Below are 16628 nucleotides of genomic sequence, written 5' to 3'. Positions count from 1 at the left end.
ACACGCACCCGCAACATCGATCAGAACGTCACGTACGACAGCAGCGCAGGCAGGCGGCACAGCGGACGCGACGCGCGTCAGTCCCGCTTCACGACGGAATTTCAAGCCGGCGGCCAACGCGATTTCGTTTCGATGTGTATCAATCGTTGCGACACCGTGCGGCGCGCTTCGACAATATCCGCCTCATCATTTCCGGCACGGAGAACAGGACATGAACACGATTCGCGCGACGGGCAAGCGGCTGGCGTGGGCGGGCATCGTCTGCGGCGCGCTGCTGAGCGGTGCCGCACACGCGCAGCTCGATCTTCAATCGCTGGGCGCGTCGCTGCTCGGCGGCGGACAGCAGCCGGCGGCGCCGGTGCAGGGCGGCATGGGGCAATTGCTGCAGGCCTATGTCGGCGCGAATCAGCAGGTGCTGACGGGGCAGTCGTCGCTCGCGTCGGCGATGGGGCTCACCGGCGCGGCCGGCCAGGCCCAGCAGGCCGCGGGCCTGCTGGGCGGCGGCAATGCGCTGACGCCGGCCGCGCTGTCGCAGATGGGTGGCGCGCAGCAGTCGGTGGCGCAGGCGCTGGGGCAGGCGTTCGCGAACGGCGGCGCGTCGCACGGCCCGATCGACAAGCAGGCGTTCAGCAACGGCCTCGCGTCGCTCGGCCAGGGCCTCACGCAGTACTCGCAGCTTCAGTCGGGGCTCGGCAGCCTCGGTTCGGCGAATGCGGCGTCGCTGCTGCAATCGGGCATGAATCCGCAAAACATGCAGGCCGCGTCGTACATCGCGCAAAGCGCGCCCGGCCAGTTGCAATCGCTCGCATCGACGCTGAGCCAGGCCGTGCAGTTCGCGACGAGCCAGGGTATCTCGGTGCCGTCGGTCGCGGCGTCGGCGCTCAAGCTGCTGCCGTAACGACGACCGTCACGCGCAAGGCCGTCGCTTACGATGACCTTGCGTTGCAAGGGGATTTCGGCCGGTGCTATCGTGTGGCGTCCCCGCTACCCGTGCCGGCTCATGACTGACTCGTTCGACCTCTCCCGCTATTTCGCGCGCATCGGCTACGACGGCTCCGTCGCGCCAACCTTCGATGTGCTGCGCCGCATCCACCTGCTGCACCCGCAGGCCATTCCGTTCGAAAACCTCAACCCGCTGACCGGCGCGCGCGTCGCGCTCGACGTGCCGTCGGTCGTCGCGAAGCTCGTCGCGCGGCGGCGCGGCGGCTACTGCTTCGAGCTGAACAAGCTGTTCCATACGGCACTCACGACGATCGGCTTTCGCGTGACGCCGCTGATCGCGCGCGTGCGCTGGATGCGTGCGCCGGAAGACGTGACCGCGCAAACGCACATGCTGCTGCGCGTCGATCTCGATGACGACGTGTGGTTCGCGGACATCGGCTTCGGCACGGCAACGCTGACGGCGCCGTTGCGTTACGCGCCGGGCGAACGGCAACTGACGCCGCACGGCGCGTTCCGCGTCGTCGACGCGCCGGTGGACGGCGAGCTCGACATGCAATGCGAGACGCCGGACGGCTGGCAGACGACGTATCGCTTTTCGCTGAAGCGCGCCGAGTGGATCGATTACGAGGCCGCGAACTGGTTCACGTCGACGTATCCGGATTCGTTGTTCGTGCACGACCTGATCGCATGCCGCGTGCTGCCCGACGGCCGCGCGACGCTGTTCAATACGGCGCTGACGTTGCGCGATGCGGCGGGGGCGGGGAAGACGCGGATATTCGAAGACGCGGCCGCGTGGGGCGCATGCCTGCGCGACACGATCGGGATCGATACGACGGGATTCGATGTCGATGCGCTGTTTGCGCGGGTGGCGGAGCGGGGGACGGTGCTTGGCGCGCGGGCTCGGGCCGCGGAGCGGTGACGAAGGGGCGCCGTTGCAGAAAGTCCGGACAGCCGTGAACGGGCGCGCACATTGCGGATGGTTTGACTCGGTCCGTCGAGGGGCGATGCTTCATTGTGGTTGCGAGCGCACCGGGCAAGGACATCTCGAAACAAAAAACTAAAGTCCCGTCGTTTGCCTGTTGAACAATTCTGGAAATCAGGATAGAATTCGCTTTTTTGAGGCGACTCACGGGGAACGGCAGTAGCGACCCGGGTTGCACGCAGTGCCGACGTGGTGAAATTGGTAGACACGCTATCTTGAGGGGGTAGTGGCGAAAGCTGTGCGAGTTCGAGTCTCGCCGTCGGCACCAAAGATATTGAATGCCAGCCGCGCTTAGCGCGGCTGGCATTTTTCATTTCAGGGGCACGCTTGCGGTTGATTGACGATCGCAAGTCGATCGAAACGATTCAACTCATTCCATCCGTCGTCGCTCGATGACATCTTGACCACCGCAATGCATTTTCGCTGTCGGTCATCTTCCGTTCTCCATCACCCGAACGACCGCTGCCCACCGAGCCACGTACCGGCACCGGGATCAGTGCAACAATCAAAACGTTGTCTACTTTGAAACTCGTTCCGGAACATGGAGGCGGCCATGCTGGAAATCGCGAAAGGCAAGGTGGCCACGGCAGCGCGCGGGATGCGCGGATTCGGGCTGATTCTGGCGCTTCCGTCGCTGTTGATGAGCACCGTGCTCACGACAGGCTTTGCCTACGCACAGTCGCCGCCGTTCGACAGCTTCGCCGTCCCTGACGGCAGCGCGCCGCACGACGTCGCCCCGGCACCCGACGGCCGCGTGTGGTACACCGCGCAGGCGAAGGGCGAGGCCGGTCGGCTGGACCCGCGCAGCGGCAGGATCGATCATGTGCCGCTCGGCAACGGATCGGCGCCGCACGGCGTGATCGTCGGCCCGGACGGGGCGGCATGGATCACGGACGGCGGCCAGAACGCGATCGTGCGTGTGGATCCGAAGACGCTTGCCGTCAAGCTTTTCCCGTTGCCGAGGGAGCGGCCCGACGCCAACCTGAACACCGCGGTCTTCGACAAGCGCGGGCATTTGTGGTTTACCGGGCAAAGCGGTGTCTATGGCGAACTCGACCCGGCGAGCGCGAAGATGCGCGTGTTCGACGCGCCGCGCGGGCCGGGGGCCTACGGCATCTGCGTGACGCCTGACGGCAGCCTGTACTTCGCGTCGCTCGCCGGCAGCTATCTCGGCCGCATCGATCCCGCGAGCGGCGCCGCGCAGGTCATCGATCCGCCGACACCGAAACAGGGCGCACGCCGCGTGTGGGCCGATTCGAAAGGGCGGGTCTGGATCAGCGAGTGGAACGCCGGGAAAGTCGGCATGTTCGACCCGGCGACGCATCGGTGGCGCGAATGGCCGCTGCCCGGCCATGATCCGCATGCGTACGCGATTTTCGTCGACGACCGGGACATCGTCTGGCTCAGCGAATGGAGCGCCAACGCGCTCGTGCGCTTCGATCCGCAATCCGGGAAGTTCGACGTGCTGACGCTGCCGCGCCCGCATGCGAATGTCCGCCAGATGATGGGGCGCCAGGGAGACGTGTGGCTGTCCGAATCGGGCACCGATCATTTGCTGCGCTACCGGTCACGGGCAGCCGACGCGGGCAGCGACTGACGGTATGGGGCAGTGACGCGGTTCACCGAACTGCAACGCCACGTGCCGTCAGTAAACGGGGTGGATTTCAGCGCGTGTCGTGCCGATCGGCAAGCAATGAAATGGGGCGCGTTGTCGAATTGCCGGCGCCAGCCGTTTACGCTGCCTCGCCGCTGCCGCTCGCGACAGCCTCGGGCTGCATCTGCGCCAGATGGCGCAGCAGCTTCGTCACCATCGCGACGACGGTGAGCGCGAGGATCACGAAGAATGCCGCGAGCGGCGTCAGCACCTGCACCGACACGAAGCCCGCGAGCCCCATCATCGCCGACGACACGAGCAGCAGCGCACACCCAAGGATCGCGCTCGTCAGCCCCGCGATGTGCGGGAACAGCGAATTGCCCTTCGCCATCAGCGTCGGATACATCGCGCCCGCGCAGAATCCCATCACGAGCACGGGCGTCGCGAGCGTCCAGACCTGCAGGCCGACCGTCAGCGCGAGCACCAGCATCGCGATCGACGCGCCAGCCATCACGCGCGCGCCGATCTGCAGCCGGCGCTCGGCGCTCGGCAGGCCCGCGCCGTGCACGCGGTTCGACAGGCCGCCGAGGAAGTACATCATCCCGATCCCCAGCGCGAGGTAGCCGAAATAGGTCGGCGGCTTGTGCAGCGTGGTCTGCACCATGAACGGGCCGACGATGTTGAACACGAGCAGGATGCTGTAGCACAGCCCCTGCGCGAGGAAGCAGCTCTGGAACACGGGGCTCGACAGCACCTTGCCCGCGTTCGTCATCAGCGTGCGCGGCTGCAGGTGCACGGGCTTCGGCAACGTCTCGCGGTAGCGCCACAGCAGCGCCCACATCGCGAGCGAATAGACGAGCAGGAACACGAGGCACGCCTGCCAGCCGAACCACGTCTGCAGGTGCGCGCCGATCACCGGCGCAACGATCGGCGCGAGCCCCCACGCGATCGACATGTAGGTGAAGGCGTGCATCAGCGCCTGTCCGCGGAACGAATCAGTGACGATTGCCTTCGCGAGCAGGTTCGTCGTGGCAATGCCAAAGCCCTGCAGGCAGCGGGCCAGCACAAACGTTTCCAGATTGGACGCAGTGAGCGCCAGCACGCAGCCGATCGTGTAGATGACGAGCCCGAAGGCCAGCACGCGCTTGCGCCCGTAGGCGTCGGCGACGGGCCCGAAGACGAGCTGGCCGAACGCGTAGGCGGCCATGTAGCCGGACACGCTCGACTGGATCGCCTGCGGCGACGTCGCGAAGTAGCGCGCCATCGCGGGCAGCGCGGGCACGTAAATGTCGATCGCGAGTTGTCCGGCGGATGCGAACAGGCAGATCAGGAGCAGCAGGAAGCGCGGCGAATTCGGAGCGCGCGCGGGCGTGGCCGCGCGGTCGGAGGGCGTTTGGGTCATGACGGCAATGAGGGATCGGATTTCGGCGACGCATCGTTGCGCGGTTCGAATGTCGAACACGCGTACGGCGGCGCCATTGCCGCGTATTGTGCCTGTTGTCGCGCCGTTCGACCGGATTCCCATGGCGGGCGCGAGGTTGACTGACGATGGCGATCGCCAAACGCCAAACGCCAAACGCCAAACGCCAAACGCCAAACGCCAAACGCCAAACGCCAAACGCCGGCCGATGCAGCCGCCGCTACCGCACCGCTCCCGTCAAGCCCGCTCCAGCACCGCCATCTCCCGCGCGATCACGAGCAGCACCGACAGGCTGGCCCCACCCGTCGCGCGCAGATCCGCGAGCAGCTGCGCATAACGCTCGAGCGCCGCTTCCCGCCGCCCGCGCCACGCGTCGACGATCGCATCCGGCGCCGCCGATTCCCCGGCTTCCGCGAGCGCGCTCGTGGTCAGCGTGCGCTTGAGGCGTGCGATCTCCGCGAGCGCCGCCGCGCGCGCCATCATGTCCCAGTGCGTCGGCGTCGGCAGTGCCGCCGCGCGTTCGCTGATCCAGCCATAGTTGAGCTGCGTGCCGAGCGCGAAGTACACACCTGCGACGAGTTCGAGGCTGAGGTTGCAGGTCGCGGCCACCTCGGCGATGTCGAGCAGTGCCGCCGAGATGTCGCCGCTCGCGACGCGCGCCGCGAGCGCGCTGTCGACGCCCGCGTCGACCAGCACGCGCTGCCGCTCGGACAGCGCGTCGAGATCGGCGGCGTGCAGCAGCGACGGCAGCCGCGGCGCGAGCCGCTCTGCGGCATCGCGGCAGCGCGCGAGCAGTTCGCCGACACCGCCGTCGCCGATCGCGCCGGCCTGCAGATGCCGCAGGAACCACAGCGCCGCGCGTTCGAGCAGCCGCGCGACGTCGACGAACATGCGCGCCTGCACGTCGTCGGCGACGCGGTTGTCGAGCGCGTCGATGTCGCGCCACACCGCATCGAGGTCGAACACGTCGCGCGCCATGATGCATGCGCGCACGATGTCGCCCGGCTTCGCGTCGGTCTCTTCCATCAGCCGGTGCACGAACGCGCAGCCGACGCGGTTGACGAGCGCGTTCGTCAGGTGCGTCGCGAGAATCTCGCGGCGCAGCGGATGGCGGCGCATCGGCTCGCTGAAGCGCTGCTGCAGCGGCTTCGGAAAATAGTCGACCAGCATCCCGGCGACGAGCGGATCTTCCGGCACGTCGGATTCGAGCAGCGCGTCGTACAGCCACATCTTGCTGTACGCGAGCAGCACCGCGCGCTCCGGCGACGTGAGGCCGAGCTTCGCGGCCTGGCGCTCGGCGATCTCGTCGTCGGTCGGCAGGAACTCGATCACGCGGTTGAGGCGGCCCGCGCGTTCGAGCCAGCGCATCAGCCGCGCTTCCGCATCGAGCAGTTCGACCGTGTAGCGGCCGGCGATCGACAACGCCTGGGTCTGGTAGTAGTTGTCGCGCAGCACGAGCAGCCCGACCTCGTCCGTCATCTCCGCGAGCAGCGCGTTGCGCTGCTTCTCGGTCATCTCGCCGTCGGCCAGCACGAGCCCGAGCAGGATCTTGATGTTGACTTCGTGATCCGAACAGTCGACGCCGGCCGAGTTGTCGATCGCGTCGGTGTTGATGCGTCCGCCACGTTGCGCGAACTCGATGCGGCCGAATTGCGTGAAGCCGAGGTTGCCGCCTTCGCCGATGACCTTGCAGCGCAGGTCCGAGCCGTTCACGCGCACCGCGTCGTTCGCGCGGTCGCCGACCTGCAGGTGGGTCTCGCGGGCCGCCTTCACGTAGGTGCCGATGCCGCCGTTGTACAGCAGGTCGACGTTCGCCTGCAGGATCGCGCGGATCAGCTCGCTCGGCGTGAGCGCGGACGCATCGATGCCGAGCGCGGCCTGGACCGCGGGCGACAGCGGGATCGTCTTCGCGCTGCGCGGATAGACGCCGCCGCCCGCCGAGATCGCGGCCGTGTCGTAGTCGGCCCAGCTCGACCGTTCGAGCGCGAAGAGCCGCGCGCGCTCGGCAAAGCTCACGGCCGGATCGGGGTTCGGATCGAGGAACACGTGCCGGTGATCGAACGCCGCGACGAGCCGGATGTGCGGCGACAGCAGCATCCCGTTGCCGAACACGTCGCCCGACATGTCGCCGATGCCGACCACGGTGAAATCGGTCGTCTGCGTGTCGATGCCCATCTCGCGGAAATGCCGCTTCACCGATTCCCAAGCGCCGCGCGCGGTGATCGCCATCTTCTTGTGGTCATAGCCGACCGAGCCGCCGGACGCGAACGCGTCGTCGAGCCAGAAGCCGTATTCGTGCGAGATCCCGTTCGCGTAGTCGGAGAAGGTGGCGGTGCCCTTGTCGGCCGCGACGACGAGATACGGATCGTCGGGGTCGTGCCGCACGATGTCCGGCGGCGGCACGATCGCATTGCCGGCGAGGTTGTCGGTGAGGTCGAGCAGGCCGCGCAGGAACGTCTGGTAGCACGCGACGCCTTCGCGCATCCACGCCTCGCGGTCGCTCGGCGGCGGCGGGTTCTTCACGACGAAGCCGCCTTTCGAGCCGACCGGCACGATCACGACGTTCTTCACCATCTGCGCCTTCATCAGGCCGAGCACTTCAGTGCGGAAATCCTCGCGGCGGTCGGACCAGCGCAGGCCGCCGCGCGCGACGCGCCCGCCGCGCAGGTGCACGCCCTCGACGCGCGGCGAGTACACCCAGATCTCGAACATCGGCTTCGGCTCGGGCAGGCCGGGCACCTTCGCGGGATTGAACTTGAACGACAGGTAGGGCTTCGCGTCGCCGTTCGCGTCGTGCCGGAAATAGTTCGTGCGCTCCGTCGCGTTGATCACGCCGAGGAACTGGCGCAGGATCCGGTCCTCGTCGAGATTGGGCACCTGGTCGAGCGCGGTCTCGATCGCCTTCAGCAGCTGTTCGGCCTGCCTGTCGTGCGTACCGTCGGTGCGCGTGCCGCCGGTGCGCGGATCGAAGCGCACGACGAACAGCTCGACGAGCTGCCGCGCGATCGCCGGATTGCCGGTCAGCGCACGCTCGATGTACGCGTCGCTGAACGTCGAGCCGACCTGCCGCAGGTATTTCGCATACGCACGCAGGATCGTGACCTCGCGCGCGCTCAGATGCGCGCGCAGCACGAGCCGGTTGAAATCGTCGTTCTCGATCCGGCCGCTCCAGATCTGGTCGAACGCGTCTTCGAACAGTCCCTTCACGCGCTCGATGTCGAATTCGGTATCGTCCGCGAGTTCGAGGCCGAAGTCGTGCACCCACGCGGGCGCCGCATCCTGCGTCTGGATCCGGTACGGCCGCTCCTCGTCGACGCGCACGCCGAGATGCTCGAGCATCGGCAGGCTGCGCGACAGCGCGATCGGGTCGCCTGAGCGATACACCTTGAAGCGGAACGCGCGCGCTTCTGCCTCGATCGGCCGGTACAGGTTCATCGCGAGGCGCTCGGTGCCTTTCACTCGCTCGATCAGCTCGATGTCGCGCACCGCGGTGCGCGCTGGATAGTCGTCGCGGTAGCCGGCCGGGAACGAGTCGGCATAGCGCTGCAGCAGGCGGTTGCCTTGCTCTTCGCCGAATGCGTCGAGCAGCGCGTCGGACACGTCGTCCTGCCAGCGGCGCGTGACCTGTATGAGCCGCGTCTCGAGTTCACGGGTATCGACGTCGGGCATCGTGCCCGGATCCGCATGCACGACGAAATGAATCCGCGCGATCGCCGATTCCGACAGCAGCGGCGTGAATTCGACGTGGACGCCTTTGAATGCATCGACGAGCAGGCGCGCGACGCGCCGCCGCAGGTCGGTGTTGTACTTGTCGCGCGGCACGTACACGAGGCACGACACGAAGCGGTCGAAGCGGTCGCGCCGCACGAACAGGCGCGTGCGCTGGTGCTCCTGCAGGCGCAGCACGCCGAGCGCGATGTCGTGCAGCTGGTCTTCGTCGGCCTGGAACAGCTCGTCGCGCGGATAGGTTTCAAGCACGGTCACGAGCGACTTGCCGAGATGCCCCTTCGGCAGGAAGCCTGCGCGGCGCACGATGTTCGCGCACTTGCGGCGCACGATCGGGATTTCCGCGCAGGAAACGAAGTAGGCGGTCGACGTGTAGAGCCCGATGAAGCGCCGCTCGCCGCAGACCTTGCCGTCGGGGCCGACCAGCTTCACGCCGACGTAGTCGAGATAGCCGGGCCGGTGCACGGTCGCGCGCGAATTCGCCTTGGTCAGGAAGATTGGCCAGGTGCCGTGAATGATTTCCGCCGCGGCGGGCGGCAGTGGCGTTTCGTCCGGTGTGCCGGGCGCGCGCAGCGCTTCGCGCAGGATCCCGAACCCCGAGCCTTCGATGCCGCGCAGCGCGAAGCCGGCACCGCTCGACACGAGCGCGTAGTCGCGCTGCCCGAGGAACGTGAAGTGGTCGGCCACCATCCACTCGAGGAACGCGCGCGCCTCGATGTCTTCGGCGCTCGTCTCGCGCCCCTTCATTTCCTTGATCGTATTGCGGGCGATGTCGACGATCTTCGGCCAGTCCTCGACCGACGCGCGCACGTCGCCGAGCACGCGCGCGAGATCGTTGCGCAGCGTGTTGAGCATTGCTGCGTCGCCGCATCGATCGACTTCGAAGTGGATGAACGACGCGAGCTGCGAATGCCCGTCGTCGGGGGTGGCGCCGCCCACGTCGACCCGCTCGATGCCGCCGTTCTTGCCGCGCCAGATCCGGAACACGGGGTGCATCGCCGAGTGCATCGCGAGCCCGAGGCGGTTGACGGCCATCGACACCGAATCGACGAGGAACGGCATGTCGTCGTTGACGATCTCGATGACCGTGTGGTCCGAGTGCCAGCCGTGCTGTTCGAGGATCGGGTTGTACACGCGCAGCCGCTCGCTGCCGGGTACGAATTTCTGCGCGGTCTGCCAGTGCGCCATCGCGGCGCCGTAGAGATCGGCGATGCCGCGGCTTTGCAGGTCGTCGGCGTCGACAAAGTCGTAGTAATGGCAGAGGAAGGGTTCGACGATCCGGAATGTCGCTTCGGGCAGCCGCTCGCGCGCGAATTCGACGACATCGGAGAGCAGGTGTGCGACGACTTCTTCGTTCTTCGCTTCCATGGCACGTTCTCCTGATCGGGTGGCCATCGACTGCTTCGTCAGTGCGCCATTATGCTCCGAATGCGTGACAAAGCCATGTGCGGGCGCACATTGCGCGCAGTGCGACTCAACCGGCGCAACCTTCAGACATTACCGCGGCGCGAACGCGTACCGCCCGCGCCAGGTTCCTCCTGCGCGGGCGGAAGCCGGGTCGGCTCAGCGCTCGTCGCTCCACAGCTTGCCGGCCGTCGCCCAGTTCTCCTTCTTCACGTCGGTGAGAATGATGTCGACCGAGCCCGGCTCGCAGCCGAGCGTTTCGCACGTGACGCGCGTGATGGCTTCGACGAATTGGCGCTTCTGTTCGACGGTGCGGCCTTCAAACAGCTGGATATTGAAAGTCGGCATGCGGGTTTCTCCTGTCAGGTCAGAACAATTCAATCAACTCAATTGCGATACGACGGATCGATGCGGTCGAGGCGGCGCAGCAGTGCAGGCCATTCAAGCTCGCCTTCGATCGCGCCGCCGTCGCGCAGCTGCTCGGCTGTACGCGCGGCCACGGCTGCATCGGGCAGCACGAGCGGCCCGCCGCCCGCCTGCGCTCGCACCTGGATGTCGCACGCCTTGATCAGCGTATCCATCAGCACGTAGGCCTCGGCGACCGTGCGGCCGATCGTCAGCGTGCCGTGATTGCGCAGCAGCATCGCGGATTTTGCGCCGAGGCTCGCGGTCAGCCGCGCGCCTTCGGCGGGCGAGAACGCGAGCGCCTCGTAGTCGTGATACGCGAGATCGCCGTAGAAGCGCAGCGCATGCTGCGACGCGGGCAGCAGCCCGTCGCGCTGGATCGACACCGCGATGCCGGGCGTATTGTGCAGATGCATCACGCACACCGCATCGGGTCGCGCCGCATGCACGGCCGCGTGCAGCGCGAAGCCGGTCACGTTGACCGCATGTTCGCTATCGCCGATCCGGTTCCCGGCCAGGTCGATCTTCACGAGGTTCGACGCGCACACTTCGTCGAACGTGAGCCCGAACGGGTTGATCAGGAAATGGCCGGGCTCGCCGGGCACGGTTGCGGACAAGTGCGTGTAGATCAGGTCGTCCCAGCCGTTCAGCGCGACAAGGCGGTATGCGGCGGCGAGATCGACGCGCTGCCGGCGTTCGGCGTCCGAGATCGGGCCGCCGGGCTTGACGGCATCAGGACGGTGAGCGAATGACGACATCGGCATCTCCCAGAGTGAAGCGGCGCGTGAGCATGACGACGAGCCACGACGCGAGCACGAACGGTGCAGTGAGGACGGCGACGTCCGCGCGCATCGCGAGCCACTGCAGCAGCGCGGCGAGCACCGCGCCCGCGACGGCGGCGCGCGTGCCGCGCGGCATCAGCGCGAGCGCGGTCAGTGCGCCGTTGAAGCCGAGCAGGCCATCGGCGCATGTTGAGGCGTTCGCGCCGAGCGCGAGCAGCAACGCGGTCGACACGAGCGCACCGCCGAGCGCGAACGCGGCCGCGCGGCGCGATGCGGCAGCCAGCCCGGCGACGAGCAGCGCGCCCGCCCACGCGCCTTGCGCGAACGTGGTCTGCGCGATGCCCGCGAGCAGCGCGGGCCCGAACGCGGCGAGCGAGAGCGGCACATGCGGCGGCACCTCGGCGGCGCCCGTGCCGGCATGCTGCAACGCGACAAACGGCAGCCACAGCGCGGTGACGGCGAGGCACGGGCTCGAATACGGACACTGGCGCCATTTCTCGAGCGGCCGGCGCATCGCGCGCTGCACGAGGGCCGCGCCGATTGCGGCGAGCGGGGCGAGCGCGACGGCCGCGAACGGCTGCGGCGCGAACGTGACGGCCGCCAGCGCGGCGAGCACGCCGTTGAAGCCGTGCAACCCGAGCTCGACGTCGCGACGCACGGCACCCGTCAGCACGGCGGTCATGTTGGCGGCCGCTGCGCCGAGCAGCGCCGCGCACGCGAGGCGCACGTCGGTCACTGCGAGCGCGGCGAGCAGCAGCGTACCCGTCAGCGCGTTCGCCTGCAGCACGATCTGGCCGATGCTGCGCAGCAGGACGCGCAGGTCGATCGTGGGCGAGGCGGACGGGGTGGCAGACATGACGGCGGAGGAGCAGGGCGAGCCGCGAGCATAGGGCAGATCGGCGTGCACCGGAATAGGGAATTCTGGATACCGGGAATTTGTGCGAGGATGCGTCGCATCCGGGATCGGACGAGGAGGCGGGACGATGCGTGAAGTGCGTTGGGCGTCGCTCGAAGGCGACGGGATCGAACATCTGGCGTTCGACCGCAGCGACGGCGGCATCGTCGTGGAAAGCGCCGTGGTCGGCCAGCGGTATGGCCGTGCTTACGGGCTCGCCTACCGGCTCGTCTGCGATGCGCAGTGGCGCGCGACCTACGCGGCGCTCAAGGTAATGGGCGGCGGCACGCTCGAGCTGCACGGCGACGGCCACGGCCATTGGCGCGACGCGTCGGGGCGGGCGCTGCCGGACCTCGACGGCTGCATCGACATCGACATCGCGGCCACGCCGTTCACGAACGCGCTGCCGATCGGCCGCCTCGGGCTCGCGCGCGGCGAGCGTCAGCCGATCGACGTCGTCTATGTGTCGACGCCCGACCTGACGGCCACCGCGGTCAAGCAGGCCTACATATGCATCGAGCCGGGCCGGCGCTACCGGTACGAAGGGATCTTCCGGAACTTCACCGCCGAGATGGACATCGACGACGACGGCCTCGTGATCGACTACGAGACGCTGTTCAGGCGCTTGCCGGCGCTCCGCTGAGCGGTCCGCCGCGCGAGTGTGTAATCCGCGCGGCGGCGCGGCGCATCGGATGCGCCCGCGCCGCGCACGTCGTACGCGATCACGCGGTAGCGTTTCGCGAGCCGCGCGCGGACCGGCGCCCAGACCGTCGCCGAATCCGGGTAGCCGTGCACGAGGATCACGGGCGGCGCGCGGCGTGAGCCGCTCACATAGACGGCGAGCTTCACGTCGCCGGATTTGACGGTCAGCATCTCGTTTGCGCGCGCCATCGCGTCATGCCTGCGGGACCGGATGCAGCGGCACGCGGCGCGGCGCGGCCTGTGCGGCGTAGCGCGCGTTGGTCGCGTCGATGTTCGCGAGCAGCGTGTCGAGCCCTTGCAGGTACTGGTGGTTGTCGTGGTCCCACGGATGGAAGCCCGGCCGGAAATAGTCGAGCCATTCTCTCGCGATGCTCGGGAACACGCCATGCTTTGGGCTGTACAGGTATTTCACGAGACGCCACATGCCGCCGAATTTGCCATGACGGCGCCGGTGCGCGGACATCAGACGCAGGTGGAAGTCGAACACGATCGCCCAGAACAGCACGGTCGTCGTCAGCATCGTGCCGGTGCGCAGCAGGTAGCTGCCGAGGCCCGGCTTCATCACGGCGTTCCACACGTCGTAGGACACCGCCTTGTGCTCGGTCTCTTCCATCGCGTGCCACATCCACATCTGCTGATAGCCTTCGACCGAGCCGTCGATCCGGTGCTCGTGGCCCGACAGCAGCTGGTTCGCGAGGATCGCCGTGTAGTGCTCGAGCGCGATCGTGATCGCGAGCTGCATCGAATGCGGCAGCACCTTCTTGAACCAGCCGAGGATCGTCCACAGGCGCTTGTCGAGCTTGTGCGCCGGCAGGCCCGATGCCTGCAGCAGGTCGTTGTACTCGATATGCTCGCGCGTGTGCATCGCCTCCTGGCCGATGAAGCCCATCACCTGCTTCTTCAGCTCGGGATCCTCGATCCGGTCGCGGTAGTTCCGCACCGAATCCATGAAGAAGCGCTCGCCGGCCGGGAACAGCAGCGACAGCGCGTTCATGAAGTGCGTGACCGGCACGCCCTGCACGTGCCAGTCGCGTGCGTGTTCAGGGGGCAGCGCGAAACGGATGTCGCGCCGCACGGGCATCATCTGCGGTGTCGTCATGATTGTTCTCCTCCCTGGTTGCCTGCATGGTTGTACGTTGCATGGACCGGCGCGGGCGCGGGCGCGTTGCGCGCCGCGCGGCGGCGTGCCTTCGCGGCCTCGTGTTTCGTTGCGAGCACAACCAGCGCCTGGTAGGCGGCGGGCAGGATCCGCGCGAGCCAGTCGGCGCCGCGCGCATCGCGGCCGATCAGCACGCGGCGCTTGTTCTTGCGCACACCCGCGAGGATCGTGCGCGCGGCATCCTCGGCGGTCGTGATGAAGAACTTCTCGAACGTGTCCTTGCCTTGCTGCTCGCTCTCGACCATGAAGCCGACCATGTTCTTCGACACGCGGCTCGACTGCGCGATGTTCGTGCGGATGCCGCCCGGGTGCACGCAGGTTGCCGACACGCCGCACTTCATCATGTCGAGTTCCTGGCGCAGCGATTCGGTGAAGCCGCGCACCGCGTACTTGGTCGCGTTGTAGCCGCTCATGCCCGGCTGCGCGAAGATCCCGAAGATGCTCGACGTGTTGATCACGTGCCCGTCGCCGGACGCCTTCAGGTGCGGCAGGAACGCCTTCGTGCCGTGCACGACGCCCCAGAAGTTGATGTTCACGATCCACTCGAGATCGCTGTATTCCATCCCTTCGATCGTGCTCGACAGCGCGACGCCCGCGTTGTTGAAGATCAGGTTGACCTTGCCGTGTTCCTTCGCGGTGTCGTCGGCCCACGCGAACATCGCGTCGCGGTCGCCGACGTCCAGCACCCGCGTCGTCACGCGCACGTTCGGCGCGATCGCGCGCACGATGCGCTCGGTTTCCGCGAGGCCGACCGCGTTCTTGTCGGCGAGCGACACATGACAGCCGGCCTGCGCGAGCTGCAGCGCGAGCGAGCGGCCCATGCCCGAGCCTGCGCCGGTGATCGCGGCGACCTTGTTGGCGAAATCTCTCATGTCGGTTGGCTCCTGTTCGGGTCTCAGGCCGCTTCGGCGGAAGCGGCGGGGGAGGGCGCGGCGATCGGCCGCGCGGCCGTGTGGTGTTGCGGCGCGCGATACGCGTGATAGTCGGCCATCGAGAAACGGGCCGTCGCCTGCCGGAAGCGCCACGTGAAGCCCGGCCACAGCGTCGTGTTCTTGCCGGTGCGCGGGTCGAGATACCAGCTCTTGCAGCCGCCGGTCGACCAGATCGCCTTCTTGAGCCGGCCCTGCAAGTCGTGGTTGAACTGCGCCTCGACGAGCGGACGCACCTCGATCGCATCGGCGCGCTCGCGGTGCATCACCTGCAATGCGCCCAGGATGTATTCGATCTGCGACTCGATCATGAACACCATCGAGTTGTGGCCGAGCCCTGTGTTCGGGCCGACGATCATGAAGAAGTTCGGGTAGCCGGGCAGTGTCGTGCCGAGATACGCGTGCGCGCCGTCGCGCCATGCATCGACGATGTCGAGGCCGCCGCGGCCGATGATCGCGCCACGCGGATACGGATCGGCGACCTGGAAGCCCGTGCCGTAGATCAGGCAGTCGACTTCGTGGCGCTTGCCGTCGGACGTGACGACCGCGTTTCCGTCGATGCGCTCGATGCCGGTCGTGACCACGTCGACGTTCTTGCGCGACAGCGCCGGGTAGTAGTCGTTCGAGATCAGCACGCGCTTGCAGCCGAGCGTGTAGTTTGGCGTCACTGCCGCGCGCAGCTCCGGATCGGGAACCTGCTTGCGGATGTGGCGCAGCGCGAGCTTCTGCACGTTCTTCATCAGCGACGGATGGATCGCGAAGCCGAGCACGCGCGATTCGAGCATCCAGTAGATCCCGCTTCTCACGAGCTTCTGCGTGAACGGCAGCGCGCGGAACAGCCACTGCTCGAGCTTCGTCAGGTTGCGGTCCGGCTTCGGCATGATCCACGGCGGCGTGCGCTGGAACAGCGCGAGCTGCTTCACACGCGGCGCGATCTGCGGGACGAACTGGATCGCGCTTGCGCCGGTGCCGATCACCGCGACGCGCTTGCCGTCGAGCGGATAGTCGTGGTCCCACTGCTGCGAGTGGAACGCGCGGCCCGTGAAGGTTTCGACGCCCGGAATCGATGGCAGCGCCGCGCGCGACAACCCGCCCATCCCTGACACCAGCACGCGCGCGGCGAGCCGCTTGCCGTTCGCGAACGTCAGGCGCCAGCGCTGCGCGGCCTCGTCGTACTCGGCGCGCTGGAGTTCGTGGTTCAGGCGCAGGTGCGAGCCGATCCCGAAGCGCTGCACGCAGTCTTCCAGATACGCGCGGATTTCCGGCTGCGGCGCGAACATGCGCGTCCAGCGCGGGTTCGGCGCGAACGAGAACGAGTAGACGTGCGATTGCACGTCGCATGCGCACCCGGGGTAATGATTGTCGCGCCACGTGCCGCCGACCGACGCCGCCTTCTCGATGACGACAAAGTCGGTCACGCCGGTCTGCCGCAGGCGAATGGCCATGCCGAGGCCGGCGAAGCCGGTGCCGATGATGGCGATGTCGATCGATTCGTCCGGGCCGTCGTAACCAGGGGGGCCGAAAGGCAAGGTGCGAGCATTCATCCGGGTGTCTCCGTTATGGCTCATTTTTTAATGTTACATTGTGTGATGTAACGATAGTGGGTGAGCCGGGAAACCGCAAGAGGCTAGACGGGGGACTCTAAGGGCCGGAAGCCTTGTGGGAAATGGCGTAGAGGGGTTTGGAAC

12 protein-coding genes, 1 tRNA gene and 1 pseudogene are annotated in these 16628 nt (G+C 67.4%); 5 read left to right on the top strand and 9 right to left on the bottom strand.

Annotation, left to right across the window (positions count from 1 at the left end; genetic code table 11):
- Positions 1-211 precede the first annotated feature (211 nt).
- From ACV22Z_RS01400 to ACV22Z_RS01385, 4 genes are all read left to right on the top strand, one after another.
- Complete coding sequence (locus ACV22Z_RS01400; RefSeq protein WP_448074531.1) at positions 212-898, top strand: hypothetical protein; 687 nt, start codon at positions 212-214, stop codon at positions 896-898.
- 102 nt (positions 899-1000) lie between these two features.
- Positions 1001-1861, top strand: a complete 861-nt coding sequence (locus tag ACV22Z_RS01395) for an arylamine N-acetyltransferase family protein (protein WP_448074530.1) — start codon at positions 1001-1003, stop codon at positions 1859-1861.
- Positions 1862-2107: 246 nt separating this feature from the next.
- Positions 2108-2192 (top strand) — tRNA-Leu (locus ACV22Z_RS01390).
- Positions 2193-2477: 285 nt separating this feature from the next.
- Positions 2478-3521 (top strand): Vgb family protein, encoded by a 1044-nt coding sequence (locus ACV22Z_RS01385; RefSeq protein WP_448074529.1) that lies wholly within the window; start codon positions 2478-2480, stop codon positions 3519-3521.
- Positions 3522-3657: 136 nt separating this feature from the next.
- Here ACV22Z_RS01385 and ACV22Z_RS01380 read toward each other — a convergent pair whose 3' ends face one another.
- From ACV22Z_RS01380 to ACV22Z_RS01360, 5 genes are all read right to left on the bottom strand, one after another.
- Positions 3658-4920, bottom strand: coding sequence for a multidrug effflux MFS transporter (locus tag ACV22Z_RS01380; protein ID WP_448074528.1), 1263 nt, complete (start codon positions 4918-4920; stop codon positions 3658-3660).
- Positions 4921-5175: 255 nt separating this feature from the next.
- Entirely contained in the window at positions 5176-10032 is a 4857-nt protein-coding gene (locus ACV22Z_RS01375; protein WP_448074527.1) for an NAD-glutamate dehydrogenase, read from the bottom strand.
- A gap of 195 nt (positions 10033-10227) precedes the next feature.
- Positions 10228-10416: a 4-oxalocrotonate tautomerase gene (locus ACV22Z_RS01370; protein ID WP_448074526.1), complete on the bottom strand. Its 189-nt coding sequence runs from the start codon at positions 10414-10416 to the stop codon at positions 10228-10230.
- 38 nt (positions 10417-10454) lie between these two features.
- Positions 10455-11231 (bottom strand): class II aldolase/adducin family protein, encoded by a 777-nt coding sequence (locus tag ACV22Z_RS01365; protein WP_448074525.1) that lies wholly within the window; start codon positions 11229-11231, stop codon positions 10455-10457.
- Positions 11206-12111 (bottom strand): urea transporter, encoded by a 906-nt coding sequence (locus tag ACV22Z_RS01360; protein WP_448074524.1) that lies wholly within the window; start codon positions 12109-12111, stop codon positions 11206-11208. Before ACV22Z_RS01360 ends, ACV22Z_RS01365 begins: the two co-directional genes overlap by 26 nt.
- Positions 12112-12238: 127 nt before the next feature.
- On the opposite strand from ACV22Z_RS01360, the gene ACV22Z_RS01355 reads away from it, so the two are divergent.
- Positions 12239-12793, top strand: a complete 555-nt coding sequence (locus ACV22Z_RS01355; protein WP_448074523.1) for a putative glycolipid-binding domain-containing protein — start codon at positions 12239-12241, stop codon at positions 12791-12793.
- An 8-nt stretch (positions 12794-12801) separates the two neighbouring features.
- Here ACV22Z_RS01355 and ACV22Z_RS01350 read toward each other — a convergent pair.
- From ACV22Z_RS01350 to ACV22Z_RS01335, 4 genes and pseudogenes are all read right to left on the bottom strand, one after another.
- A pseudogene (locus ACV22Z_RS01350) lies at positions 12802-13041 on the bottom strand (alpha/beta fold hydrolase); the annotation flags it as partial.
- A gap of 4 nt (positions 13042-13045) precedes the next feature.
- On the bottom strand, positions 13046-13951 hold the full coding sequence (locus ACV22Z_RS01345) for a metal-dependent hydrolase (protein ID WP_448074522.1): 906 nt from the start codon (positions 13949-13951) through the stop codon (positions 13046-13048).
- Positions 13948-14883, bottom strand: a complete 936-nt coding sequence (locus tag ACV22Z_RS01340; protein WP_448074521.1) for an SDR family NAD(P)-dependent oxidoreductase — start codon at positions 14881-14883, stop codon at positions 13948-13950. Before ACV22Z_RS01340 ends, ACV22Z_RS01345 begins: the two co-directional genes overlap by 4 nt.
- 23 nt (positions 14884-14906) lie before the next feature.
- The gene (locus ACV22Z_RS01335) at positions 14907-16484 is read right to left on the bottom strand and encodes a flavin-containing monooxygenase (RefSeq protein WP_448074520.1); all 1578 of its coding nucleotides are present in this window, start codon (positions 16482-16484) and stop codon (positions 14907-14909) included.
- Positions 16485-16628: the final 144 nt, after the last annotated feature.

Source organism: Burkholderia sp. PU8-34 (assembly GCF_053427725.1).
This window is presented reverse-complemented; position numbering and strand designations above follow the sequence as displayed.

What these genes read in the sequence shown, in the direction of transcription:
- ACV22Z_RS01375 (WP_448074527.1), bottom strand. Translation starts at nt 10,032, where the DNA reads ATGGAAGCGAAGAACGAAGAAGTCGTCGCACACCTGCTCTCCGATGTC.
- ACV22Z_RS01395 (WP_448074530.1), top strand. Translation starts at nt 1,001, where the DNA reads ATGACTGACTCGTTCGACCTCTCCCGCTATTTCGCGCGCATCGGCTAC.
- ACV22Z_RS01365 (WP_448074525.1), bottom strand. Translation starts at nt 11,231, where the DNA reads ATGTCGTCATTCGCTCACCGTCCTGATGCCGTCAAGCCCGGCGGCCCG.
- ACV22Z_RS01355 (WP_448074523.1), top strand. Translation starts at nt 12,239, where the DNA reads ATGCGTGAAGTGCGTTGGGCGTCGCTCGAAGGCGACGGGATCGAACAT.
- ACV22Z_RS01335 (WP_448074520.1), bottom strand. Translation starts at nt 16,484, where the DNA reads ATGAATGCTCGCACCTTGCCTTTCGGCCCCCCTGGTTACGACGGCCCG.
- ACV22Z_RS01345 (WP_448074522.1), bottom strand. Translation starts at nt 13,951, where the DNA reads ATGACGACACCGCAGATGATGCCCGTGCGGCGCGACATCCGTTTCGCG.
- ACV22Z_RS01340 (WP_448074521.1), bottom strand. Translation starts at nt 14,883, where the DNA reads ATGAGAGATTTCGCCAACAAGGTCGCCGCGATCACCGGCGCAGGCTCG.
- ACV22Z_RS01380 (WP_448074528.1), bottom strand. Translation starts at nt 4,920, where the DNA reads ATGACCCAAACGCCCTCCGACCGCGCGGCCACGCCCGCGCGCGCTCCG.
- ACV22Z_RS01370 (WP_448074526.1), bottom strand. Translation starts at nt 10,416, where the DNA reads ATGCCGACTTTCAATATCCAGCTGTTTGAAGGCCGCACCGTCGAACAG.
- ACV22Z_RS01360 (WP_448074524.1), bottom strand. Translation starts at nt 12,111, where the DNA reads ATGTCTGCCACCCCGTCCGCCTCGCCCACGATCGACCTGCGCGTCCTG.
- ACV22Z_RS01385 (WP_448074529.1), top strand. Translation starts at nt 2,478, where the DNA reads ATGCTGGAAATCGCGAAAGGCAAGGTGGCCACGGCAGCGCGCGGGATG.
- ACV22Z_RS01400 (WP_448074531.1), top strand. Translation starts at nt 212, where the DNA reads ATGAACACGATTCGCGCGACGGGCAAGCGGCTGGCGTGGGCGGGCATC.